Annotated in this window: 19 protein-coding genes; 9 read left to right on the plus strand and 10 right to left on the minus strand. The window is 58.6% G+C overall.

Features of this window, described 5'->3' with window-relative positions:
* Position 1 precedes the first annotated feature (1 nt).
* The 8 genes from BM059_RS13135 to BM059_RS13170 form a co-directional block, all read right to left on the minus strand.
* Positions 2-2,401, minus strand: a complete 2,400-nt coding sequence (locus tag BM059_RS13135; RefSeq protein ID WP_083413273.1) for an efflux RND transporter permease subunit — start codon at positions 2,399-2,401, stop codon at positions 2-4.
* A complete protein-coding gene (locus BM059_RS13140) occupies positions 2,398-3,381 on the minus strand; it encodes a WD40/YVTN/BNR-like repeat-containing protein (RefSeq protein WP_074939169.1) in 984 nt (327 codons plus the stop codon). The genes BM059_RS13135 and BM059_RS13140 overlap by 4 nt, the downstream gene beginning before the upstream one ends.
* Positions 3,374-4,297, minus strand: coding sequence for a hydroxymethylglutaryl-CoA lyase (locus tag BM059_RS13145; protein ID WP_074939171.1), 924 nt, complete (start codon positions 4,295-4,297; stop codon positions 3,374-3,376). Before BM059_RS13145 ends, BM059_RS13140 begins: the two co-directional genes overlap by 8 nt.
* A gap of 3 nt (positions 4,298-4,300) precedes the next feature.
* Positions 4,301-5,500 carry a CaiB/BaiF CoA transferase family protein gene (locus tag BM059_RS13150; RefSeq protein ID WP_074939172.1) on the minus strand — a complete coding sequence of 400 codons (1,200 nt, stop codon included), beginning with the start codon at positions 5,498-5,500 and terminating at the stop codon, positions 4,301-4,303.
* 316 nt (positions 5,501-5,816) lie between these two features.
* Positions 5,817-7,895, minus strand: coding sequence for an oxidoreductase (locus tag BM059_RS13155; protein WP_074939174.1), 2,079 nt, complete (start codon positions 7,893-7,895; stop codon positions 5,817-5,819).
* A gap of 119 nt (positions 7,896-8,014) precedes the next feature.
* Positions 8,015-10,132, minus strand: coding sequence for an oxidoreductase (locus BM059_RS13160; RefSeq protein WP_074939176.1), 2,118 nt, complete (start codon positions 10,130-10,132; stop codon positions 8,015-8,017).
* Between the two features lie 147 nt (positions 10,133-10,279).
* Positions 10,280-10,669, minus strand: coding sequence for a nuclear transport factor 2 family protein (locus BM059_RS13165; RefSeq protein WP_074939177.1), 390 nt, complete (start codon positions 10,667-10,669; stop codon positions 10,280-10,282).
* 21 nt (positions 10,670-10,690) lie between these two features.
* The gene (locus tag BM059_RS13170; protein WP_074939179.1) at positions 10,691-11,440 is read right to left on the minus strand and encodes an aspartate/glutamate racemase family protein; all 750 of its coding nucleotides are present in this window, start codon (positions 11,438-11,440) and stop codon (positions 10,691-10,693) included.
* A gap of 376 nt (positions 11,441-11,816) precedes the next feature.
* On the opposite strand from BM059_RS13170, the gene BM059_RS13175 reads away from it, so the two are divergent.
* The 5 genes from BM059_RS13175 to BM059_RS13195 all read left to right on the plus strand — a co-directional run bounded on the left by BM059_RS13175 (position 11,817) and on the right by BM059_RS13195 (position 15,545).
* Positions 11,817-12,167, plus strand: coding sequence for a tyrosine-type recombinase/integrase (locus BM059_RS13175; RefSeq protein WP_244154409.1), 351 nt, complete (start codon positions 11,817-11,819; stop codon positions 12,165-12,167).
* 55 nt (positions 12,168-12,222) lie between these two features.
* Positions 12,223-12,411, plus strand: coding sequence for a YodC family protein (locus BM059_RS13180; RefSeq protein ID WP_074939181.1), 189 nt, complete (start codon positions 12,223-12,225; stop codon positions 12,409-12,411).
* 4 nt (positions 12,412-12,415) lie between these two features.
* Complete coding sequence (locus tag BM059_RS25820) at positions 12,416-12,682, plus strand: DUF6953 family protein (protein ID WP_074939183.1); 267 nt, start codon at positions 12,416-12,418, stop codon at positions 12,680-12,682.
* 674 nt (positions 12,683-13,356) lie between these two features.
* On the plus strand, positions 13,357-15,117 hold the full coding sequence (locus tag BM059_RS13190) for a hypothetical protein (RefSeq protein ID WP_074939185.1): 1,761 nt from the start codon (positions 13,357-13,359) through the stop codon (positions 15,115-15,117).
* Positions 15,118-15,218: 101 nt separating this feature from the next.
* The gene (locus BM059_RS13195; protein ID WP_074939187.1) at positions 15,219-15,545 is read left to right on the plus strand and encodes a hypothetical protein; all 327 of its coding nucleotides are present in this window, start codon (positions 15,219-15,221) and stop codon (positions 15,543-15,545) included.
* Between the two features lie 58 nt (positions 15,546-15,603).
* On the opposite strand, the gene BM059_RS13200 is transcribed toward BM059_RS13195, so the two are convergent.
* Positions 15,604-16,062, minus strand: a complete 459-nt coding sequence (locus BM059_RS13200) for a hypothetical protein (protein ID WP_074939188.1) — start codon at positions 16,060-16,062, stop codon at positions 15,604-15,606.
* Positions 16,063-16,117: 55 nt separating this feature from the next.
* Entirely contained in the window at positions 16,118-16,384 is a 267-nt protein-coding gene (locus tag BM059_RS13205) for a hypothetical protein (protein ID WP_061242838.1), read from the minus strand.
* A 123-nt stretch (positions 16,385-16,507) separates the two neighbouring features.
* Between BM059_RS13205 and BM059_RS13210 the strand changes: the two genes are divergently transcribed.
* The 4 genes from BM059_RS13210 to BM059_RS13225 are packed head-to-tail and all read left to right on the plus strand — an operon-like array spanning position 16,508 to position 17,487.
* A complete protein-coding gene (locus BM059_RS13210) occupies positions 16,508-16,726 on the plus strand; it encodes a hypothetical protein (protein WP_059390727.1) in 219 nt (72 codons plus the stop codon).
* The gene (locus BM059_RS13215) at positions 16,723-16,887 is read left to right on the plus strand and encodes an Arc family DNA-binding protein (RefSeq protein WP_013714357.1); all 165 of its coding nucleotides are present in this window, start codon (positions 16,723-16,725) and stop codon (positions 16,885-16,887) included. Before BM059_RS13210 ends, BM059_RS13215 begins: the two co-directional genes overlap by 4 nt.
* Entirely contained in the window at positions 16,884-17,096 is a 213-nt protein-coding gene (locus BM059_RS13220) for a MerR family transcriptional regulator (RefSeq protein ID WP_061242840.1), read from the plus strand. Before BM059_RS13215 ends, BM059_RS13220 begins: the two co-directional genes overlap by 4 nt.
* Positions 17,089-17,487: a hypothetical protein gene (locus BM059_RS13225; RefSeq protein ID WP_074939368.1), complete on the plus strand. Its 399-nt coding sequence runs from the start codon at positions 17,089-17,091 to the stop codon at positions 17,485-17,487. The genes BM059_RS13220 and BM059_RS13225 overlap by 8 nt, the downstream gene beginning before the upstream one ends.
* Positions 17,488-17,493: the final 6 nt, after the last annotated feature.

The following is a 17,493-nucleotide window of genomic DNA, read 5'->3' on the forward strand; positions in this document are numbered from 1 at the left end:
TTCAGTTCCTGATGTGTTCAGGTTGGTGGATACGCCCGCAGATCGGGGCATCTTTCGTCTGGCCGTGCTCAAAGATGAATTTCGGTTTGAACACCAGCGCAAGCGAAGGCATGACGAAGAGCGAGGTCAGTGCCGAAACCATCAGCCACAGGCCGATCAGCATGCCCATCTCCGCCTGGAAACGAAGGGAGGAGAACGACCAGAACAGCACCCCGGCAGCCAGGGTGAAGGCCGTCAGCAGCACCCCGCGGCCCGCCGAGCCGAGGGACTGCAGCACCGCGTCGAGCGGGTCGGCATCCGGGTGTTTCTCCAGGAATTCCTTCATCGAATCGACGATGTAGAAGGCGTAATCCACGCCCAGACCGATGCCCAGGGCCACCACCGGCAGGGTGCTGATGCTCATGCCGATGCCCTGCCAGGCCATGAAGGCGAAGGTCACCACATTGGAGATCAGCACCGGGATGATGAAGAAGATGCCGCTGACCGAAGAGCGATAGACCACCAGGCAGCACAGCACCACCACCAGGAAGGCCAGCGCGGTGGCCTCGATCTGGTCGCCGAGAAGGATCTCATTGACCGCCGCGATGATCCCCAGCACGCCACCGACCAGCTTCACCTCGGCGCCTTCCAGCGGGTTGTCGCGGATGAACTCGTTGGCGTAGTGGGTCGCCTTGCGCAGGGTGTCGCCCTTGTGATCGCGGAAGAACAGGGTCACGGCGGCATTGCGGAACTGCACGTCGGCGAACTGGGTCAGGTCGTCCGGGTCGGCACCTTGCATGTAGAAGCTGATCAGCTCGCCGTTTTCCATGCGGCTCAGGCCCAGCTCGCCGTAGCGCGGGTTGCCTTCGTAGAGGTTGCGACGGATGTCGATGACGATGTCGGCCAGCGACACCGAACCGCCGATCTCCGGCTGGCGCTCCATGTAGCGCGAGAAGCGCAGCATCCAGTCGAGCACCTCGGGCGTTTTCATCGCGTCCAGTTCTTTACCTTCGAGCACCACGAACATCTGCTCGGAACCGGGGTAAAGGCGGTTGATCAGGGCGCTGTCGCGGTTGAAGGCGGAGTCCTGCCAGAGGATCGGCGAGCCGTCGCTGGCGTCGCCGACGTTGATCCGCGTGGCCTCGAACATGAAGCCGCAGAGCAGTACCAGGGTCACCGGGGCGACCCAGTAGCGCGCGCGGCTGCGCACCATCCACTTCGCACCATTGAGGACGAACTGCATGAAACCGTCGAGGTTGACCGGGTGCACGTAGCCTTCCGGGCGCTTGACGTAGGACAGCAGCGCGGGCGTCAGCAGCACCGCCGAGAAGGCGATGGTCATCACCCAGATGGCACCGATGATTGCCACTTTGTGCATCAGCGGAATCGGCGTGAGGATGACGCAGAGAATCGCCCCGGCATCGGCATACAGCCCCAGCATGCTCGGGCGGAACAGCTCGCGCATGGTCTGCTCGGCGGCCTTGCGCGGCTCGATGGACTCGCCCACCGCCAGGTCGTCGAAGCGGGTGATCAGTTGCACCGAGTGGGAGAAGGCGCGCGCCGTGATGATGAAGGCCACCACGATCACCAGCGGGTCGAAGTTGTAGCCGAGCAGGCTGCCGACACCCAGTGCCCAGATGGCCGAGACGGTACCGGCGATCAGTGGCAGCAGGGTGCCGCGCCAGGTGCGGCTGAACACGAACAGCAGGATCAGCATGGCGGCCAGCGAGAGCAGGGCGATGCCCACGGTCTCGCCGAGGTAGTGCGCGACCCAGCCATAGAGGATCGGCTCGCCGACCAGGTGCAGGCTGACCTGATCCTTGACCGGCGAGGCGTCGAGGATGGCCTCGATCTGCGGGAAGATCTTCGCGTAGTCCACCAGATGGTCGTAGAAGTCGACCTGGATCAGCGCCGAACTCAGGTCACGGTCGACGTACAGGCCATAGACCAGCGGGTTGTTCAGCACCGCCTGGCGCAGTTCACGCATCTGCTGCGCGTCCTTGGGCAGATCCGGCCACATCAGCGGACGGGTCTCGATGCCTTCGCTGGAGGCGTTGACGCGCTTGAGCTTCTTCGAGGCCAGCGAGGTGATCTGCATCGGATTGACGCCCTCGACCTGCTGCAGGTCGTAGGTGATCCGGCGCACTTCACCGAGCACGTCCTCGCGGAAGATGTCGCCTTCCTTGGCCTTGACCAGGATGGTCACGCGGTTGCTGGCGGCGAAGCTGTCCTGGTACTTCTGGTGCACCTTCACGTAGGGATGGTCGTGGGGAACCATGTCGCTGAAGCGGGTGCGGATGTCCAGGTTGACCAGGCTGGCGGCGAAACCCAGGGTGATCAGCCCGACCACCACGCACACCAGCAGGCGATGGCGGATCGACCACAGCGACAGGCGCGCGGCGAAATTCATGGCGGCATTCATTGTTGGTGCTCCCGAGGCCAGAGCTGCAGGTCGTCCCGGCGCAGCAAGCCGAGTTGATGGCCGATCAGCACGACACCGTTGGCGGTATCGAGCAGGCGGCTGTGATAGCTCTTGTCCAGGCCGTCCGGCGTCCAGGCCTGCCATTCGTTGGCCGGGGTGCGCGAGCGGAACAGCGCGCCACGGTCGCCGGTGGTCAGCCACTCGCCGTCATGCACGGTGACGTCGAACAGGTGCTCAGGGGTGAAGGCGTTCACCGCCTGCCAGCTGTCGCCGCCGTCGCGGCTGATAAAGACCTGGCCCTGGTTACCCACGGCAACACCGGTGCGACCGTCGAAGACCAGCGCGCGCATGCTCTCGCTGCCCAGTTCCTGGGTGGACCAGGTCAGGCCGCCATCGCGGCTGCGCAGCAGGCGGCCGAATTCGGCGGTGATCCACAGGTCGCCATCGACGCCAGCGCGGATGCTGTTGAAGGTGACGTCGTCACCGTTGCCCATCGGCTCCCAGTGCGTGGCATCGGCGTCGCCGCGAAACAGCGCGCCCATTTCGCCGACTGCCCAGAAATGGCCGTTGATGAAACTGACGCTGAGCAGCTTGCCGGCCAGATCGGAGACCACCAGCTCCTGGCTTTGCCAAGGTTCTTGCCCCTGGCGCGTCCACAGATGCCCCTGGTTGCCCACCACTACCTGGCGGCCCTGGTCGGACACGGCTATGGATTGCAGATTGCTGCGCGCCGGCAGCTCTTCCCGTGCCCAGGTGGCACCGGCATCGAGGCTCGACAGCAGGGCGCCGTTTTGCCCGACGATCCACAGGTGCTCGCCGAGTGCGGCGCCATCGAAAAAGGCGTCGCGACGTTCCAGCAGCGGCTGATCCAGCGGCACCGGGTTGACCGAGGGTTTGATGAACACCGCGGCATAGGCCAGGCTGCCGATCACCATCCAGGGCGCCAGCCGCGCGAGCCAGCCAAGCAGGCACTTAAACATGGCTGCCTCCTTGTAGCTTGCCGGCCTGGCGGTCGAGCCAGCGGAACGAATGGCCGCCCAGCGGCGTACCGGTCAGCGCTTGTACACGCCGCACGGCATCGACCAGCGCCAGTGGTTCGATACCACTGCGCAGGCCCATGGCATCGAGCATCAGCACCAGGTCTTCGGTGGCCAGGTTGCCAGTGGCGCCGGGCGAGAAGGGGCAGCCGCCGAGGCCGCCGATGGAGCTGTCGAACTCACGCACGCCGCACTCCAGTGCGGCCAGTACGTTAGCCAGGGCCATGCCACGGGTGTCGTGGAAGTGGCACGACAGTTGGCCGGCTGCGCTGGGCGTGGCCAGCCGTTCCAGCACCTCACGCACGGCACGCGGATTGGCCGCACCGATGGTGTCGGCGATGATCACCTTGTCCGCGCCTGCTTCGAACATGCGCTGGGTCAGGTATTCCACAACCGAGGGCGGTGTCAGGCCTTCGAACGGGCATTCGAAGGCCACGGCGACGTAGGCACGGGCCTGGATGCCATCCTCACGGGCGCGCTGCATCAGCTCGGCACAGACCGCGGTGGTCTGCTCCAGGCTCATGTTGATGTTGCGCTGGTTCATGGTTTCCGTGGCCGACAGCACCACAGCGACCGAACGCACGCCGGCTTCGCGGGCCAGCTCGTAGCCGCGCAGGTTGGGTACCAGCGCCGAGTAGGCAACCGCATCGACCATCGGCAGGCGGCCGAAAAGCTCGCCAGTGCCGGCCATCTGCGGTACCGCCTTGGGCGATACGAAACTGCCGACTTCGATGCTGCGAATGCCGCTATCGAGCAGCGCGTTGATCATCAACAGGCGCTCGTCGATGCTCAGTGTCTTGCCCTGGCTCTGCAGCCCGTCGCGTGGGCCGACTTCATTGACGGTGACGAAATCGCTCATGCCTCACCCCACGGTCCGCTGGTTCTTCAGGGCCGCGATACGCTGCGGGTCGTAACCCAGCACGCGTTCGAGCACGGCGTCGGTGTGTTCGCCCAGCAGTGGGGGGGCGCTGTAGCTGTCTTCGTCGTCGGCCGACAGCTTGATCGGGTTGCCCGGTGCTTCCACCGTGCCGCCTTGCGGATGGGGGATTTCCACCACCATCTTGCGATGGCGCACCTGCGGGTCGGCCAGCGCGTCGCTGAAGCGGTTGACCGGCGCGCAGGGAACGCGCACCGAGGACAGCTGCTCGACCCAGTGGGCAGTGTCGCGGGTGGCGAACAGCTCGTTGAGGATGCCGTCGATCAGTTGCTTGTCGGCCAGGCGCGCTGGTTGGGTCTTATACTTGGGATCTTTGAGCGCCTCGACGTCGAGCAGGCCGACAAGGTTGTCCCAGAAGCTGTCGAAGATCACTGCGACGATGATGAAACCATCGGCTGTGCGGTAGGTGTTGTAAGGCACGTGGACGAAGTGGCTGTTGCCCAGCGGTTCGGGGTTCTCGCCGCTGAGGAAGTACATGGTGGCCATGTAGTTGAGCATGCTGATCTGGCAGTCGAGCATGCTGATGTCGACGTGCTGCCCATGGCCCTTGCTATGGCGTGCCTGCAGCGCGGCCAGCACGCCCATCACGGCGAACATGCCACCGCCCAGGTCCCCGATGGGGATACCGGCCCGGGTCGGGTGGTCGGCGTTGTCACCGGTGATCGACATGCCGCCACCGATACCCTGCACCACCTGGTCGAACGCCGGCCGCTGGTAGTTGGGGCCGTCCTGGCCGAAGCCGGACACCGAACAGGTGATGATCAGGGGGTTGATCTGCTTGAGGTGCTCGTAGTCGATCTTGAGCTTCTGCGGCACGCCGGCGCTGAAGTTGTCCAGTACCACGTCGGCTTCACGCACCAGGTCGTGGAACACGGCCAGGCCTTGCTCACTCTTCAGATCAATGCACACGCTTTGCTTGTTGCGGTTGAGCGTGAGGAAGTAGGCGCCCATGCCTTTGAACGAATGCCGAGGGTCCTTGGCCAACAGGGCTCGTGTGCCTTCGCCAGCCAGCGGCTCGACCTTGATTGTTTCCGCCCCGAGATCGGCAAGGATCATTCCGGCATAAGGGCCGGACAGCATGTGGGTCAGATCGAGGATGCGAATCCCCTCTAGCGGTTTGCTCATGATCGTTCTCTTGTACTTGTTGGAATTGCCCGCACAAGAGAGATAGCAAGTGCCTTGCCAAGTCTTTTAATTGCTTTTATTTCATTGTTTTTTAAGGGTTTTTTTTAATTTATCGAACGAATAATCGAAGCGCTCGAAGCAATTGCATTGCAAGCTGAAATGGCGATTTCATTCTGCATGGGTGGTGGTGCAGGTCTCGGCGAAGAGGGGCCGGCACGGTGGCTTGAGGGGCCGTTCGGCAGGCGCCAGCGGTTTTTGCGCAGGCAAAAAAAACCGGCACACGAGGTGCCGGAAAACTTCACGCTCAGGAGCAGTCTCAGGTGAATCGATGTGCTTCGATGGGGCCGTCGAATCCTTCCAGGGCACCCGGTTCGATGTAGCGTTTCCAGTTATCGAAGATCTCCCGCCCGGCGAGAAAACCTTCGAAGATCGCGTGGTCGGTCTTGCGCGGCACCACCGCATCGCCGACGCGGTGCACGTTCGGCAACTCGGCCTTGAGGGCGTGGTACAGGCCGTCTAGCGGCAGATGGCGCACCGTCAGGACGATGCTGTCGAAGCCTTCCAGGGTCTGTTCCTCGCCGCTATAGAGGTTGAACAGATCCACCGATGTCCCCCGTGCCCGGCTGACCCAGGCATTGAGCGTGTAGGTCAGGCCGCGGCTGAACAGGTTGGCATAGACCACCGGCTGATCCAGGGTGGTCGCCAGACGATGGAACAGCGCGTTCCAGCGCGTGACCACGTGCACCTCGTGGCCGTTCTCCACCAGCAGTTCGGTGATGCCGGCGGAGTAGCGGTTGCCTTCCTCATCCAACACCAGCACGCGTTTGCCGACCCGCTGCGGCTGTGCCAGCACGTCCAGTGCGGTGAACACGTTGTCGGCATCCAGCCCCGGCACGCGGTCGACCAGCGGGTTGATATCGGAATAACCGCTGCGGTCCGGCAGCGAGCCGGTGGCGACGATCACGCCATCCGGTTGCAGCGCCCGGATCGAATCGACACTGGCTTCGCAGTTCAGCTTCACCTGCACGCCTGCCTTGGCCATCTGCACCTTGAGATCCTCGGTGATCCAGGCGAAGGAATCGCGACGTGGCAGGCGCACGATGTGGTTGACCTGGCCACCCAGTTCGCCGGCTTTCTCCAGCAGGGTGACGCGGTGCCCACGTTTGGCCAGGCCCTCGGCCGCCTTCATTCCGGCCGGCCCACCGCCGACCACCACCCAGTGCTTGGCATCCGGCGCCAGTTGCAGCGTCTGCGGGCCGAAGACTGCCTCACGGCCGGTGGCCGGGTTGACCTGGCAGGTCATCGAGGTGCCGTGGAACAGGCGCGAGACGCAGCCCTGGTTGCAGCGCAGGCAATGGTAGATCTCGTCCTCACGGCCTTCGGCGGTCTTGCGCGCGAACTCCGGGTCGGCGATCTGAGCGCGGGTCATGGCCACCATATCGGCGTCGCCGCGTGCCAGGATCGCCTCGGCTTCGCCGGCACTGCCGATGCCGGAGACGCAGAACACCGGGACTTTCACCGCGCGCTTGAGGCGCGCCACCGGGTCGACCATCCAGCCGTTGGGCACGTCGTAGGGTGGCATGATGTAGGTGGCCGACTGGTACACCCCGGCAGTGGCCATGATGTAGTCGATATGGCCGGTGGCCTCGACCGTCTGCGCCACCTTGATCCAATCGTCGATCTGCATGCCGCCCGGCACCATTTCGTCCATCGACAGGCGGATGCCGATCACCAGATCCGGACCGACCTTTTCCCGCACCGCCGCGATCACTTCGAGCGGCAGGCGCATGCGGTTCTCGTAGCTACCGCCGTATTCGTCCTCGCGCTTGTTGAACAGCGGCGAGATGAATTGGTGCAGCAGGTAGCTGTGCGCCAGGTGAATCTCAACACCGTCGAAGCCGGCCAGGCGCGCGTACTCGGCCGAGCGCACCCAGCCTTCGACGACCTCGTCCATGTCTGAACGCTCCATGGCCTTGGCCATCTCGCCGAACACCGGTGACTTGATGTTGGATGACGACCAGAGCACGCGATAGTCATCCATGGCGTGGGTTTCGCCCATCACGCCGAAGTGGTTGAGCTGGGCGAAAATGTGCGCGCCGAAGCCATGCACCGCCTCGGTCAGCGCCGTGTCGCGCTCGATCATTTCTTCGCGGTAGCCATAGGGATAGCCACGGCAGAAAGTGTTGGAGGTCGGGTGGATCAGGCGGTTGCCGGTGACCATCAGGCCGATGCCGCCCTTGGCGCGCGCGGCGTGGTAGTAGATGTCACGGTTGTTGGTCAGCCCTTCTGGCGAGTTGAAGGCCATGGCATGGGCCGACTGCATGATGCGGTTGCGCAGGGTAATGCCGCGCAGGCGCAGCGGTTGGAACAGATGCGGATAACGTTCGACGGTCATGTTGTCCTCCTTCGCGGCCGGTAAGGCCGGCCGGAAATGGCGTCATGTCGCGCACGGCCGAGGGGCTGTGCGCGGCTTTCCGTAGGGTGCGCTGTGCGCACCGCCAGCCGATCAAACGATCAGCCCACCGGGGCGCCCATGGCCGTGCGCCAGTCGGCGCCGAAGCCTTCCAGCTCGCCCTGTTCGATGAACCGGTTCGGGTCGTCGAGCAACTCGCGGCCGGCCAACATGCCTTCGTAGAGAGTGTCCTGCAGTGGTCTGGGCAGACGTGCATCGCCGATGCAATGCAGGTTCTGCACCCGTCCCTGCAGGGCGCGATACAGGGCATCGTGTGGGCTGTGCCCGGCGGCGATGATGAAGGTGTCGGCTTCCAGGCTCTCGCCGTTCTCGTCGGTGAACAGGTTGAGCAGTTGCGCGCGCTTGCCGTCGATGCTGCGCACCCAGCTATTGAGGGTGTATTGCAGGCCCTTGCGGAATACGTGCTGGTAGTTCACCGGCAGATCCAGGGTCAGGGTGAGGTTGGGCGCCAGGGCGATGAAGCGGCTGACCAGATGCACCTGGTGTCCACGGTCGAGCAGGCATTCGGCAGTGCCCAGGGCGTAGCGGCCGCCGTCCTCGTCGAACAGCACCACGCGCTTGCCGACCCGCGCCGGATCTTCGAGAGCCTCGACCACGCTGAGCACATTGTCCTGCTCGGTACCGGGCACGCGATCCACAGCGGGGCGCGTCGAGGTGAACGCGGTTTTCAGCGGCGTCGACCCGGTAGCCAGAAGCACGCCGTCTGCACCGAACGCAACCACATCGTCGGCGCTCATCGCGCAGTTCAGGCGAATCTCTACCCCGGCCTTGCGCAGTTGCCGCTCCAGGTCACGCGGGATGAAGGCGAATTTTTGTCGGCGAGGCAGGCGTGCTGCCAGGTTTAGCAGGCCGCCGAGGCGGTCGTCCTTCTCTACCAGAGTGACCTGGTGGCCACGCTGGCGCAGGGTGAGTGCCGCCTTCATGCCCGCCGGACCGCCGCCTACCACCAGCCAGTTGCCGGGCGTTTCGGCGGGCTTGAGGGTGTGCAGGCCGAAACGCTGCTCGCGTCCGGCGGCCGGGTTGACCACGCAGGAAATCGCGTTGCCGGCCATCAGCCTGGCGATGCACGCCTGGTTGCAGCGGATGCAGTGGTTGATTTCGTCCTCACGGCCTTCGCGCAGTTTGTTGCAGAACTCGGGGTCGGCGATCTGCGTGCGGGTCATCGCCACCATGTCGGTGGCGCCGCTGGCCACCAGGGCCTCGGCTTTTTCCGGGTCGACGATATGGCCGACGATGAATACCGGGATCTCGCTGACCTCGCGCAAGGATGCGCGCAGGCGGGCTCCGTCATCCACCAGCCAGTTCTCCGGGTAGTCGCCCGGCGGTATCTGGTCGGCGTGGGCGGCATAGGTGCCGGCAGTGGCGCTGACGTAGTCGATCAGGCCAGTCTCGACCATCTTGCGGGTCATCTGGATCGCCGTGTCAGCGTGCATGCCGTCGACGGTGCATTCATCCAGCGATACGCGAATGCCCACCACGAAATCCGGGCCAACCGCGTCACGTACGCGCTGCATGGTTTCGATGGGGAAACGCACGATGTTGTCGAGGCTGCCGCCGTACTCGTCGGTGCGCTTGTTGTAGACGAAGGAAAGAAACTGCTGGTGCAGGTAGCCGTGTGAATAGTGCAGCTCGACGCCGTCGAAGCCCGCCGCCTTGGCATTCAGCGCGGTCAGGGCGAAGTGTTCCGAGACTTCGTCCATTTCCGCCTTGGTCATCTCCTTGGCCCACTCGTTATAGGCTGGCGATTTCATGGTCGACGGGCCCCACTGCACGCGGTAGTCGTCCAGCGCGCCGCTGCGTCCCTGCGGGCCGAAGTGGATCAGTTGGGCGATGATGCGTGCGCCGAAGGCATGCACGGCGTTCACCATCTCGGCGTCGCGCTCGATCATTTCCTGACGGTTGCCGCGTGCCAGCGAACGGTTGGGGCCGGTGGAAGCAGGGTGGGTATGGCGCGCGCCGGTGACGATCAGGCCGATGCCACCCTTGGCACGTTCGGCCTGGTAGTGGATGTCACGGTCGTTGGTCAGCCCCTCGGCCGAGGCGAAGCCCTTGGCATGGGCGGTTTGCATCAGGCGGTTGCGTACGGTGATGTTGCCGATTTTCAGCGGCGAGAAAATCGAGGGATAGCGAAGCTCCCCCGGCGTCTTGGGCTGGGTCATTTTCCTCATCCTTTGTTCTTGTTCTGGTGAGTGGCCCGTCGTCGTGGGACGGGCCGCAACCGCTGTCCGCACTACCGTCAGAGTGGTAGGCGGGCAGGGTATCCGGAGGGCAACACGGTCATGCCTCCGGGCGCTGGCTGGCGCGGATCAGCGCAGCACGTTTTCGCCACTCATGAAGACGAACACGCGGCGGAACTTGCCGTCTTCGACGTACCAGAAGTTGCAGTTGCGCAGGCGGGTTTCGTTGCCTTGCGCGTCCTTGAGGTAGACGTTGAAGCGCGAGCAGATGGTCTGGGTGTCGACGTCGACTGCCAGTTCGAAATCGCCGTGCCAGATTTCTTCGAAGTTGGCGAACAGGTTGTCGAACATCTTGCGCACACCGCTGTGGCCGTCGTGCGTGAGGTTGTCGGTCTGAATGGTGAAGGCCACATCCTCATGGAAGCAGTCCAGCACGCCAGCCATGTTCTTGTTGTCCACGTTGGCGAAGTACTTCTGTGTAGCCAGGTCGATCAGTTGCTCACGGGAAAGATGACTCATTGCTTGTTCTCCTTGTTGATGTCATTGACCAGCGAAGCCGTGATAGGCGGCGTCGTTGAGAATCTGCGGGGCGGGGTAGGCCTTGCGGCTCTGCGAGAGCCCGAGGCTCAGCAGCATTTCGCACAGCTTGTAGGAAACCAGGCCGGGGTTGATCACCGGAATCGGCAGGCGCTCGGCTAGGTAGGCATGGGACTGGTGCATGGTGGTGGAACCGAGCACGATCACGTCGGCACCGTCTTCCTCCATCGCCCGGCGCGCTTCGGCTTCGAGCTTGGCGAACACCACCTCTTCCTTGCCTTCGAGCAGTTCCTTGAGATCCGGGCGGGTCTTGATCGAGCGCAGCGAGGCCACGCGCGGCCACAGGTGATATTCGGTAAGGGTCTTCTCGTACAGCGGGAACCATTCATCCCACATGGTGATGATGCTGAACTTCTTGCCCAGCATGCAGGCGGTGTGGAAGGCCGCCATGCCCGGTGCGATCACCGGGATGTCCAGCCGCGAGCGCAGGGCGGCGAGGCCGGAGTCGCTGACGGTGTCGATGCACACCGCGCTGTAGCCTTCCTCCTGGGCGCGCAGGCCGGCCTGTACCACGGAAAAGTCCATGAGCAACACGTCGTACGCACTATCGCCGAGCGAGGCACCCTTGGCGACCGGGACGAATTCCGGATGGAAACCGGGAAGGATCATACCGGCCGGCAACTGCGAGGCGCGGTTGTCGGCGCTTTCCTGATCCATGGGAATGGGGATGATTACCTTGATGCGGTGGGTCATGCAGATCTCCCGGAGGATGTAGCCGTCATGAACACGGCTTTTGTTGTTTTCCTCTCTTGAGCAAGACCGGTGCCAGAGTCGCGATGTGCCTCAGACCTTTGATTAATAGGGTTTTTTTATCCACCACAGACAGGCGAGATTTTGTAGGTCATTCAAGTTGAAAAGAATCAGATCAACTTGAAATCCAGTTCCTTGCGTAATCACGGGGCGAGGGCGGGGGGCTGTTGGGTGTGAAGGATGGCGCCTTGAAGGCGTCGAACCGACCGCCTGTTTGCGTCAATGCGACCACCCGGATGCCGAACCTGCTGTGCTCTATAGTCACTAGTGCTCGATGGTCAGCGGCTGAGAAGCTGAACCAACCGGGCTGCGTAATGGCGTGATCACCTTCAGCGGAACCAAGAGCGGCAAGGTTCGCTCGGTGCCGATCACTGCAGAGCTGGAAGCCAAGATCGTCAGACACTGGAAGCAACACGGCCAGCCAAACTCGGCCATCACCTCGTTCCGCCGCGCCCTGGCCAGGACGACCATCCGCCTACCGAAAGGACAGGCCGCCCACGCCCTGCGCCACACCTTCGCCAGCCATTTCATCCAGAACGGCGGGAACATCCTCACCCTGCAGAAAATCCTGGGTCACTCCAGCCTGGCCATGACCATGCGCTACGCGCACCTGGCGCCGGATCATCTGCAGGATGCGGTGAGGTTTGGACCATCGGCTAGCTTGCGTTAAGTGCAGTGCCTGCCTAGGCTGTGGTGGCTAAATACCATTATCGAAGGAGTGAGCTGTGGCAGGGAATAATGTTTTCAAGATTGGCGACATTGTGAGGCTTAAATCTGGCGGCCCGGATATGACTATTCAAGTCATTCCTAAGCCAGGGTATTCCAGTCAATATAAATGCCAATGGTTTGCAGGGAAGAAGCTTGAGGATGGCATTTTTCCTCCCGATTCATTGGAGCTTGTGAAGCAGGGATGACAGGATGGACGCCATTGATGCGGCTAAGTGGATGCTTAGTGAGCTTGACCGATCTGGTTGTCTCTACCAAGACGACGTTGTGGATTACCTAGTGAAGGCCAAGGCTGACCCTCTTCTGCGTGAAAACGCTGACGGTAACCTCGCGGTTGGTCGCCAAGTGCTGTCTGCGTTCCTTTCGCTCACCGAAACGACAGTTGTGTGGGTCAAGCCTGAGAGGTACTGGCGCTGGCGAGTTCTGGAGGATGAGCCAGGAAGAGAGGCTAGAGGTTAGGGCTTCGACCCTTTTTCGACACCCAAAGAAAAACCCCTGACTTTCTCTAGGAAAATCAGGGGTTTATTTGGTGGGCCGGGGGGATTTGAACCCGTGTCGGGGCTTCTGCATTACTCTGCTCTTGTCCGCTGTCCCAAGTAAATCAGCCTTTTGCGAGCTGTGCTCTATCGCATTGGCTGGCTATGCCTTGCTGTGTCTGTGACACTTTTGGGGCAGTGCGACCGAAAGGATATCTTCAGGGAAACCGATCCCGTCATACGGTGCGGCCTGGCTTCAAACCCTCCGATTCTCTCTCGCATTGCTCCGCAAAGCCCGGCTTTTCTAGCCTTAGCGACTAACCTTGGTCGCATTGCCCCGCTATTCCTCGCAGTGATTTCGACACTTTTTCGAAACGGCAACTAGACAGCCCCGAGGCTGATAGGTAGCGTTTGGCTATCACGGGGTGTTGGTAAGGATTTGTCTCAATTATTCGTTATGTTGCTGGAGATCGCCATGGATTGCATTCGTGAAAGAAAATTACCTGCATTCGAACTTACTTATATTGATATCTATTGTCACAGTCTTTGAAGTGATATGGAGTATCTAAATGTGTTTTTAAGAAAACGAATAATTCTATTTTGGGATGTTCGGCAGTCATAGGATCGCAAGAGAAATACAGGAGTTGAAGGCTGGTTATGAGATTGAAGAATTATAAAAAGTGGCATGCTGATCCGGATATGGCGCTAGTCTTATATTTTGCTCAAAGACTTGATGAGCTGTTTTTTGATTACACGCTTGATACTTATAAGCCGCCGGCTCTAAATTGTATTTTTCTTTGTCGAGAGGCTCTTGAGTTAATTAAAGATATTGAGGATGAAATTATTGATCCTGCACATCTCGATCATGTCCTAGATGAGTTGAAGTGGTCTTTGTCATCAGACTTGGTCGCGAAAGAGATTTTAAATTCTGACTGTGAGAAATTCATTCTTCGTGGCGAGAGTATAAAGCTAAATGAGACGCGTATTCGGCTTGAGGTTTTAGAACGGACGCTAAATCCTTTGCTTTATATAGAGATTTGCCAGGATTTAATAGTGGAAGAGCTTGTTGGTGGATCCAAGAAAAAAATTGATCACTTGGCGGTAAAGCTAGCATCAACCCTGGTGAATATGGGTGTTGGTAAGCAGCATATTTATGAGCAGGTTCAGAATTTTTTCTTTTTTGGTGAGGATGTTATCTGTGTAGATGACTTGGAGACTTTTTTTGAGAAGATATCTCCGACGGAACATCATTTTGAAATTTACTTTGTTGTTTCTAATCTGATACGGCAAGTTGAGGAGTCAATCGAAACTTTCGATTTAGAGATAATATCGTCTCCGCCAAAGTCTGCTTTATCTGTCGCTGAAGAGAATGGATTGACTCCAAACCAAGATGAGGTATGGCTTGAAGTTAAAAATGTAGGCGCATTTGATAGGCATACTGCGAGGAAGAGAGCAGAAGCTAAGCTTGATATGGTTCGAGATTTGTTTTTGTTGTTCTCTCACAAGAATAGAATTACATGGAGAGCCGAAACAGTTATCACCCAATGTTGTGATGACACGCCAATATTAATCAGGACTCCTAAAAATACAATGGAGAAGTGCTTCGATCTAAAAGCCAGTGATGCGTCATTGCGCTTGAATTCGATGATCAAGACGCTTTCCCTTTCTGGTAATTCATTCGTTAGATTTCATAGGGCAGTTGATCTCCATGCGATCGGTGCGACTAATGAGCTTCCTGAAAATCAACTGTTAAATGTATGGATAGCATTGGAGACCTTGGTTCCCTCTCATATTTATGGGGGAGGGAAAGTTGTAAAGATAAAGAATGGGATTATGCCTATCCTTCTTGTCAATTATTTGCCCAGAATTATTCAGCGGCTCACCGCGGATTTGGTTCGCTGGAATAGACAAAAGATAAGTAGGATTATAAGGGAGGCGTCGATTGATTCTAAGAAAAGGCTGTACGAAAAGGTTTTAGAGCTTTTGGTGCTTCCAGATCATAAAGCTCATCTTGATGCGCTGTATGCTGAACTAGGTGATTTCCATCTTTTGAGACTTAGGGTGTTTGAAGTTTCTGAGATTTTTAGAAAGCCGAAGAAGATAATAGATAGGCTAAATGAGCATGAGGTAAAAGTAAATTGGCAAATAAGGAGAATATATAGGACAAGGAACCTTATTGTGCACTCTGGTAGAACCATTCCTTACGTGGATACTTTGATAGAAAATGCTCATGATTATTTGGATCAAGCAATTGATGCAGTCCTTGCTTATTCTTGTGGGATTTTGAGTGCTAGGTCTATTGATCAGGCGTTCGATATGGCTAGGATGGATTATGAGGTTTATATGAGTAATTTGAAGAGCATCTCGTCGTTTGATGAAGATAATATTTTCTTTGTTCTGAATGGAAGGAGTGCTTGACTTTGTAGTTTATATTGGTGTCGGGTGTATATGCTTGCTATTGTGGGTCGGTAATTGGTTATGTCTTGAGTTTTTATTTTCAAAGTAAAGGTGAGGTGTCTGTGGCTTACTATGATTTCCTTTTTACTTATTCGGTTTCTCCTATTGGTGGTGATGAGAAAGCAGTAATGCTTTCTGATAAAGTCAGAAAGAAAATTGCTGATATAGATGAATATAAATGGAGTAAGCTAGATGCGGTAGAGACTACCTTTGCTGGGGAGTTGTATTTGACTGCCACAAGCACCGATGGAAGAAGAGATGAAGCTGAACGAACTGTGAAGGATGTGCTAAGGGCTGTAGTTGATGAGTGTGAGGCCTTTAGTGATGTATGGGTTAAGGTTGCTCTTATGCTTGATAAACATGGGGTTTATATAGAGTTCAAAATTTGACTTTTAGGCCTGTTGGTTGAGGCTTTTTTGTCATTCTTACATTGGGGTGTGCGATGATTTATTTGAAAATGTCTTGTCTTGAATGAGCGTGTACTGTCTCTCTTTTACTTAGCCATAGTGTTACGAGTACCCAGTAATCACTAGCTCTCTTGCTGTCTAAGTCTAGTCCGGCTTCAATGTCTTTGATTGTCAGTTTTTCCCCAGGGCGTACGTTCTTATTGACGGGGTGGAAGCTATTAACCGATTTGAAGTCCCACACACCGTCTTTGTTGATATAGGCGTAGGCGACTTCAACACTCTCTATGTATCTGGTTTTTGAGTGTTTGGGATTGTTTACGATCTGCAGCTCGTCGAGCCTTGTATAGATAAGGCTCTTTCCCGCTAGCGCTCGACCTTTCCCTGTTACTTTGAAAGCCCATTCGTCATGGGCTTGTCCGACATAGAAGGCTACTTCTTCGGCTGCCTTGGCCTGCGTAAACGCGATTAGGCACAGGATGGTGCATATCAGTTTCTTCATGGTTTACCGAGCTCCTTTCGGGCGTACCAGCGCCTAGCTGCTTCCTGGGTGATCGCTATCCCGCGTTGGGTTGGCTCAAGTTTCGGTTGGCTTCGTCATAGGCCGGACTGGTCTGGCCGATCTCCGGCGCAGTCTTCCCGCTAGCCAGCCATAGGGCGTACTGGGGGTAAATCTTCACCAGTACGTCGATCTCGTCCGCACTAACGCGTACAGCGCCCTTGCTGACGTTTCTCCAGCGCTCGTAATCCCCGCCCTGTTCGCTTGCTTTTTTCGGGCCTACCAGCTTGATCAATACGCGTGCTCTATCGGCTGCGCTTTCCATATAGAAAATATTTCCTGAGTAGTAATTGCTCCATCGTGGGGGATGGGTAACAATCACTCCATGGGTAGCTATTACCCATTTCGTTGGTTGCTTATCAATGCCGAACATAGTGGAACAAAGCTTATGGATACGGAAGGTCTCGACCCGCAAAAGCTGCACGGCGCCCCGCCCTTGATGCCGTGGCAGAAGTTCGCCGAGTGGATCGGCATGGGCGACGAACCCATCGTGGTACGCACCTGGGTGGAACGTAACTACCTGCCTTCGCAGAAGGTCGGCAAACGCACCATGGTCAACGTGGCGTTGCTGACCCGCCAGCTACTGGAACAGGAGTGGACGCTGTGAGCCGAACAGACCCGCAATTCAAGCTGCGCGTACCGCCAGAGCTGCGCGCCAAGATCGAACAGTCCGCCTTCGCATCGCGCCGTTCGATGAACTCGGAAGTCGTCATTCGCCTGGAAGCGAGCTACGCCCAGGACAAGCCAGCAAAGGAGCCCACGCCATGACACACGTAATAGGCCGCGATCTGTGCGCCATCGATACCTTCGCCACCGCCTGCGGCGTTGAGGAACAAGAGGTGCGCGGCTGGGTACAGAACGGCACCCTGCCAAGCGTGAAGCTGGGCGATCAACGCTTCATCAACGTCAGTCGCCTGCAGGCCGATCTGCTGAGCGGAAAGGATGTCTTTGACGCAGGGGACTATGACCATGACTAGCACTGGCCTGACCTTGGATGCTGCAAGCGCTTTTGGTTACATCGGCCAGACCGTCTTGGTTGAACTGTTCTGGGATGATGAGCCGCAAACCGTTTGGCATTGCCTGCACATCGTCGGCGTCATGCTGCCCGTTGAAGGGGTGTATCCGCATGGGTGCTTCATGACCCTGGACCTGAACGGCAGTGACGACTTTCCGAATGAGGTGTTCTTTACGAACATCCGCACTATCAGGGCGATGCGGCACCGCGACCGGCGTGGTTCCGGCAACGTACTGGGCCGCATGACCCTGACCCATTCCCCCGATGCTGCCGGGTCAGGGGCCGCGCTCCCGGCTCGTCGGAACAGCTCCACCGTTCCGGCGAACGGAAGCACGGGCGCAGCGCACCCTTGACCCCAC

It is taken from the genome of Ectopseudomonas composti, assembly GCF_900115475.1.
Taxonomy (GTDB): domain Bacteria; phylum Pseudomonadota; class Gammaproteobacteria; order Pseudomonadales; family Pseudomonadaceae; genus Aquipseudomonas; species Aquipseudomonas composti.

Excerpts from the sequence above, each read along its gene's own strand:
- BM059_RS13135 (WP_083413273.1), bottom strand. The coding sequence starts at position 2,401 with ATGAATGCCGCCATGAATTTCGCCGCGCGCCTGTCGCTGTGGTCGATC.
- BM059_RS13140 (WP_074939169.1), bottom strand. The coding sequence starts at position 3,381 with ATGTTTAAGTGCCTGCTTGGCTGGCTCGCGCGGCTGGCGCCCTGGATG.
- BM059_RS13145 (WP_074939171.1), bottom strand. The coding sequence starts at position 4,297 with ATGAGCGATTTCGTCACCGTCAATGAAGTCGGCCCACGCGACGGGCTG.
- BM059_RS13150 (WP_074939172.1), bottom strand. The coding sequence starts at position 5,500 with ATGAGCAAACCGCTAGAGGGGATTCGCATCCTCGATCTGACCCACATG.
- BM059_RS13155 (WP_074939174.1), bottom strand. The coding sequence starts at position 7,895 with ATGACCGTCGAACGTTATCCGCATCTGTTCCAACCGCTGCGCCTGCGC.
- BM059_RS13160 (WP_074939176.1), bottom strand. The coding sequence starts at position 10,132 with ATGACCCAGCCCAAGACGCCGGGGGAGCTTCGCTATCCCTCGATTTTC.
- BM059_RS13165 (WP_074939177.1), bottom strand. The coding sequence starts at position 10,669 with ATGAGTCATCTTTCCCGTGAGCAACTGATCGACCTGGCTACACAGAAG.
- BM059_RS13170 (WP_074939179.1), bottom strand. The coding sequence starts at position 11,440 with ATGACCCACCGCATCAAGGTAATCATCCCCATTCCCATGGATCAGGAA.
- BM059_RS25820 (WP_074939183.1), top strand. The coding sequence starts at position 12,416 with ATGGACGCCATTGATGCGGCTAAGTGGATGCTTAGTGAGCTTGACCGA.
- BM059_RS13190 (WP_074939185.1), top strand. The coding sequence starts at position 13,357 with ATGAGATTGAAGAATTATAAAAAGTGGCATGCTGATCCGGATATGGCG.
- BM059_RS13200 (WP_074939188.1), bottom strand. The coding sequence starts at position 16,062 with ATGAAGAAACTGATATGCACCATCCTGTGCCTAATCGCGTTTACGCAG.
- BM059_RS13205 (WP_061242838.1), bottom strand. The coding sequence starts at position 16,384 with ATGGAAAGCGCAGCCGATAGAGCACGCGTATTGATCAAGCTGGTAGGC.
- BM059_RS13210 (WP_059390727.1), top strand. The coding sequence starts at position 16,508 with ATGGATACGGAAGGTCTCGACCCGCAAAAGCTGCACGGCGCCCCGCCC.
- BM059_RS13220 (WP_061242840.1), top strand. The coding sequence starts at position 16,884 with ATGACACACGTAATAGGCCGCGATCTGTGCGCCATCGATACCTTCGCC.
- BM059_RS13225 (WP_074939368.1), top strand. The coding sequence starts at position 17,089 with ATGACTAGCACTGGCCTGACCTTGGATGCTGCAAGCGCTTTTGGTTAC.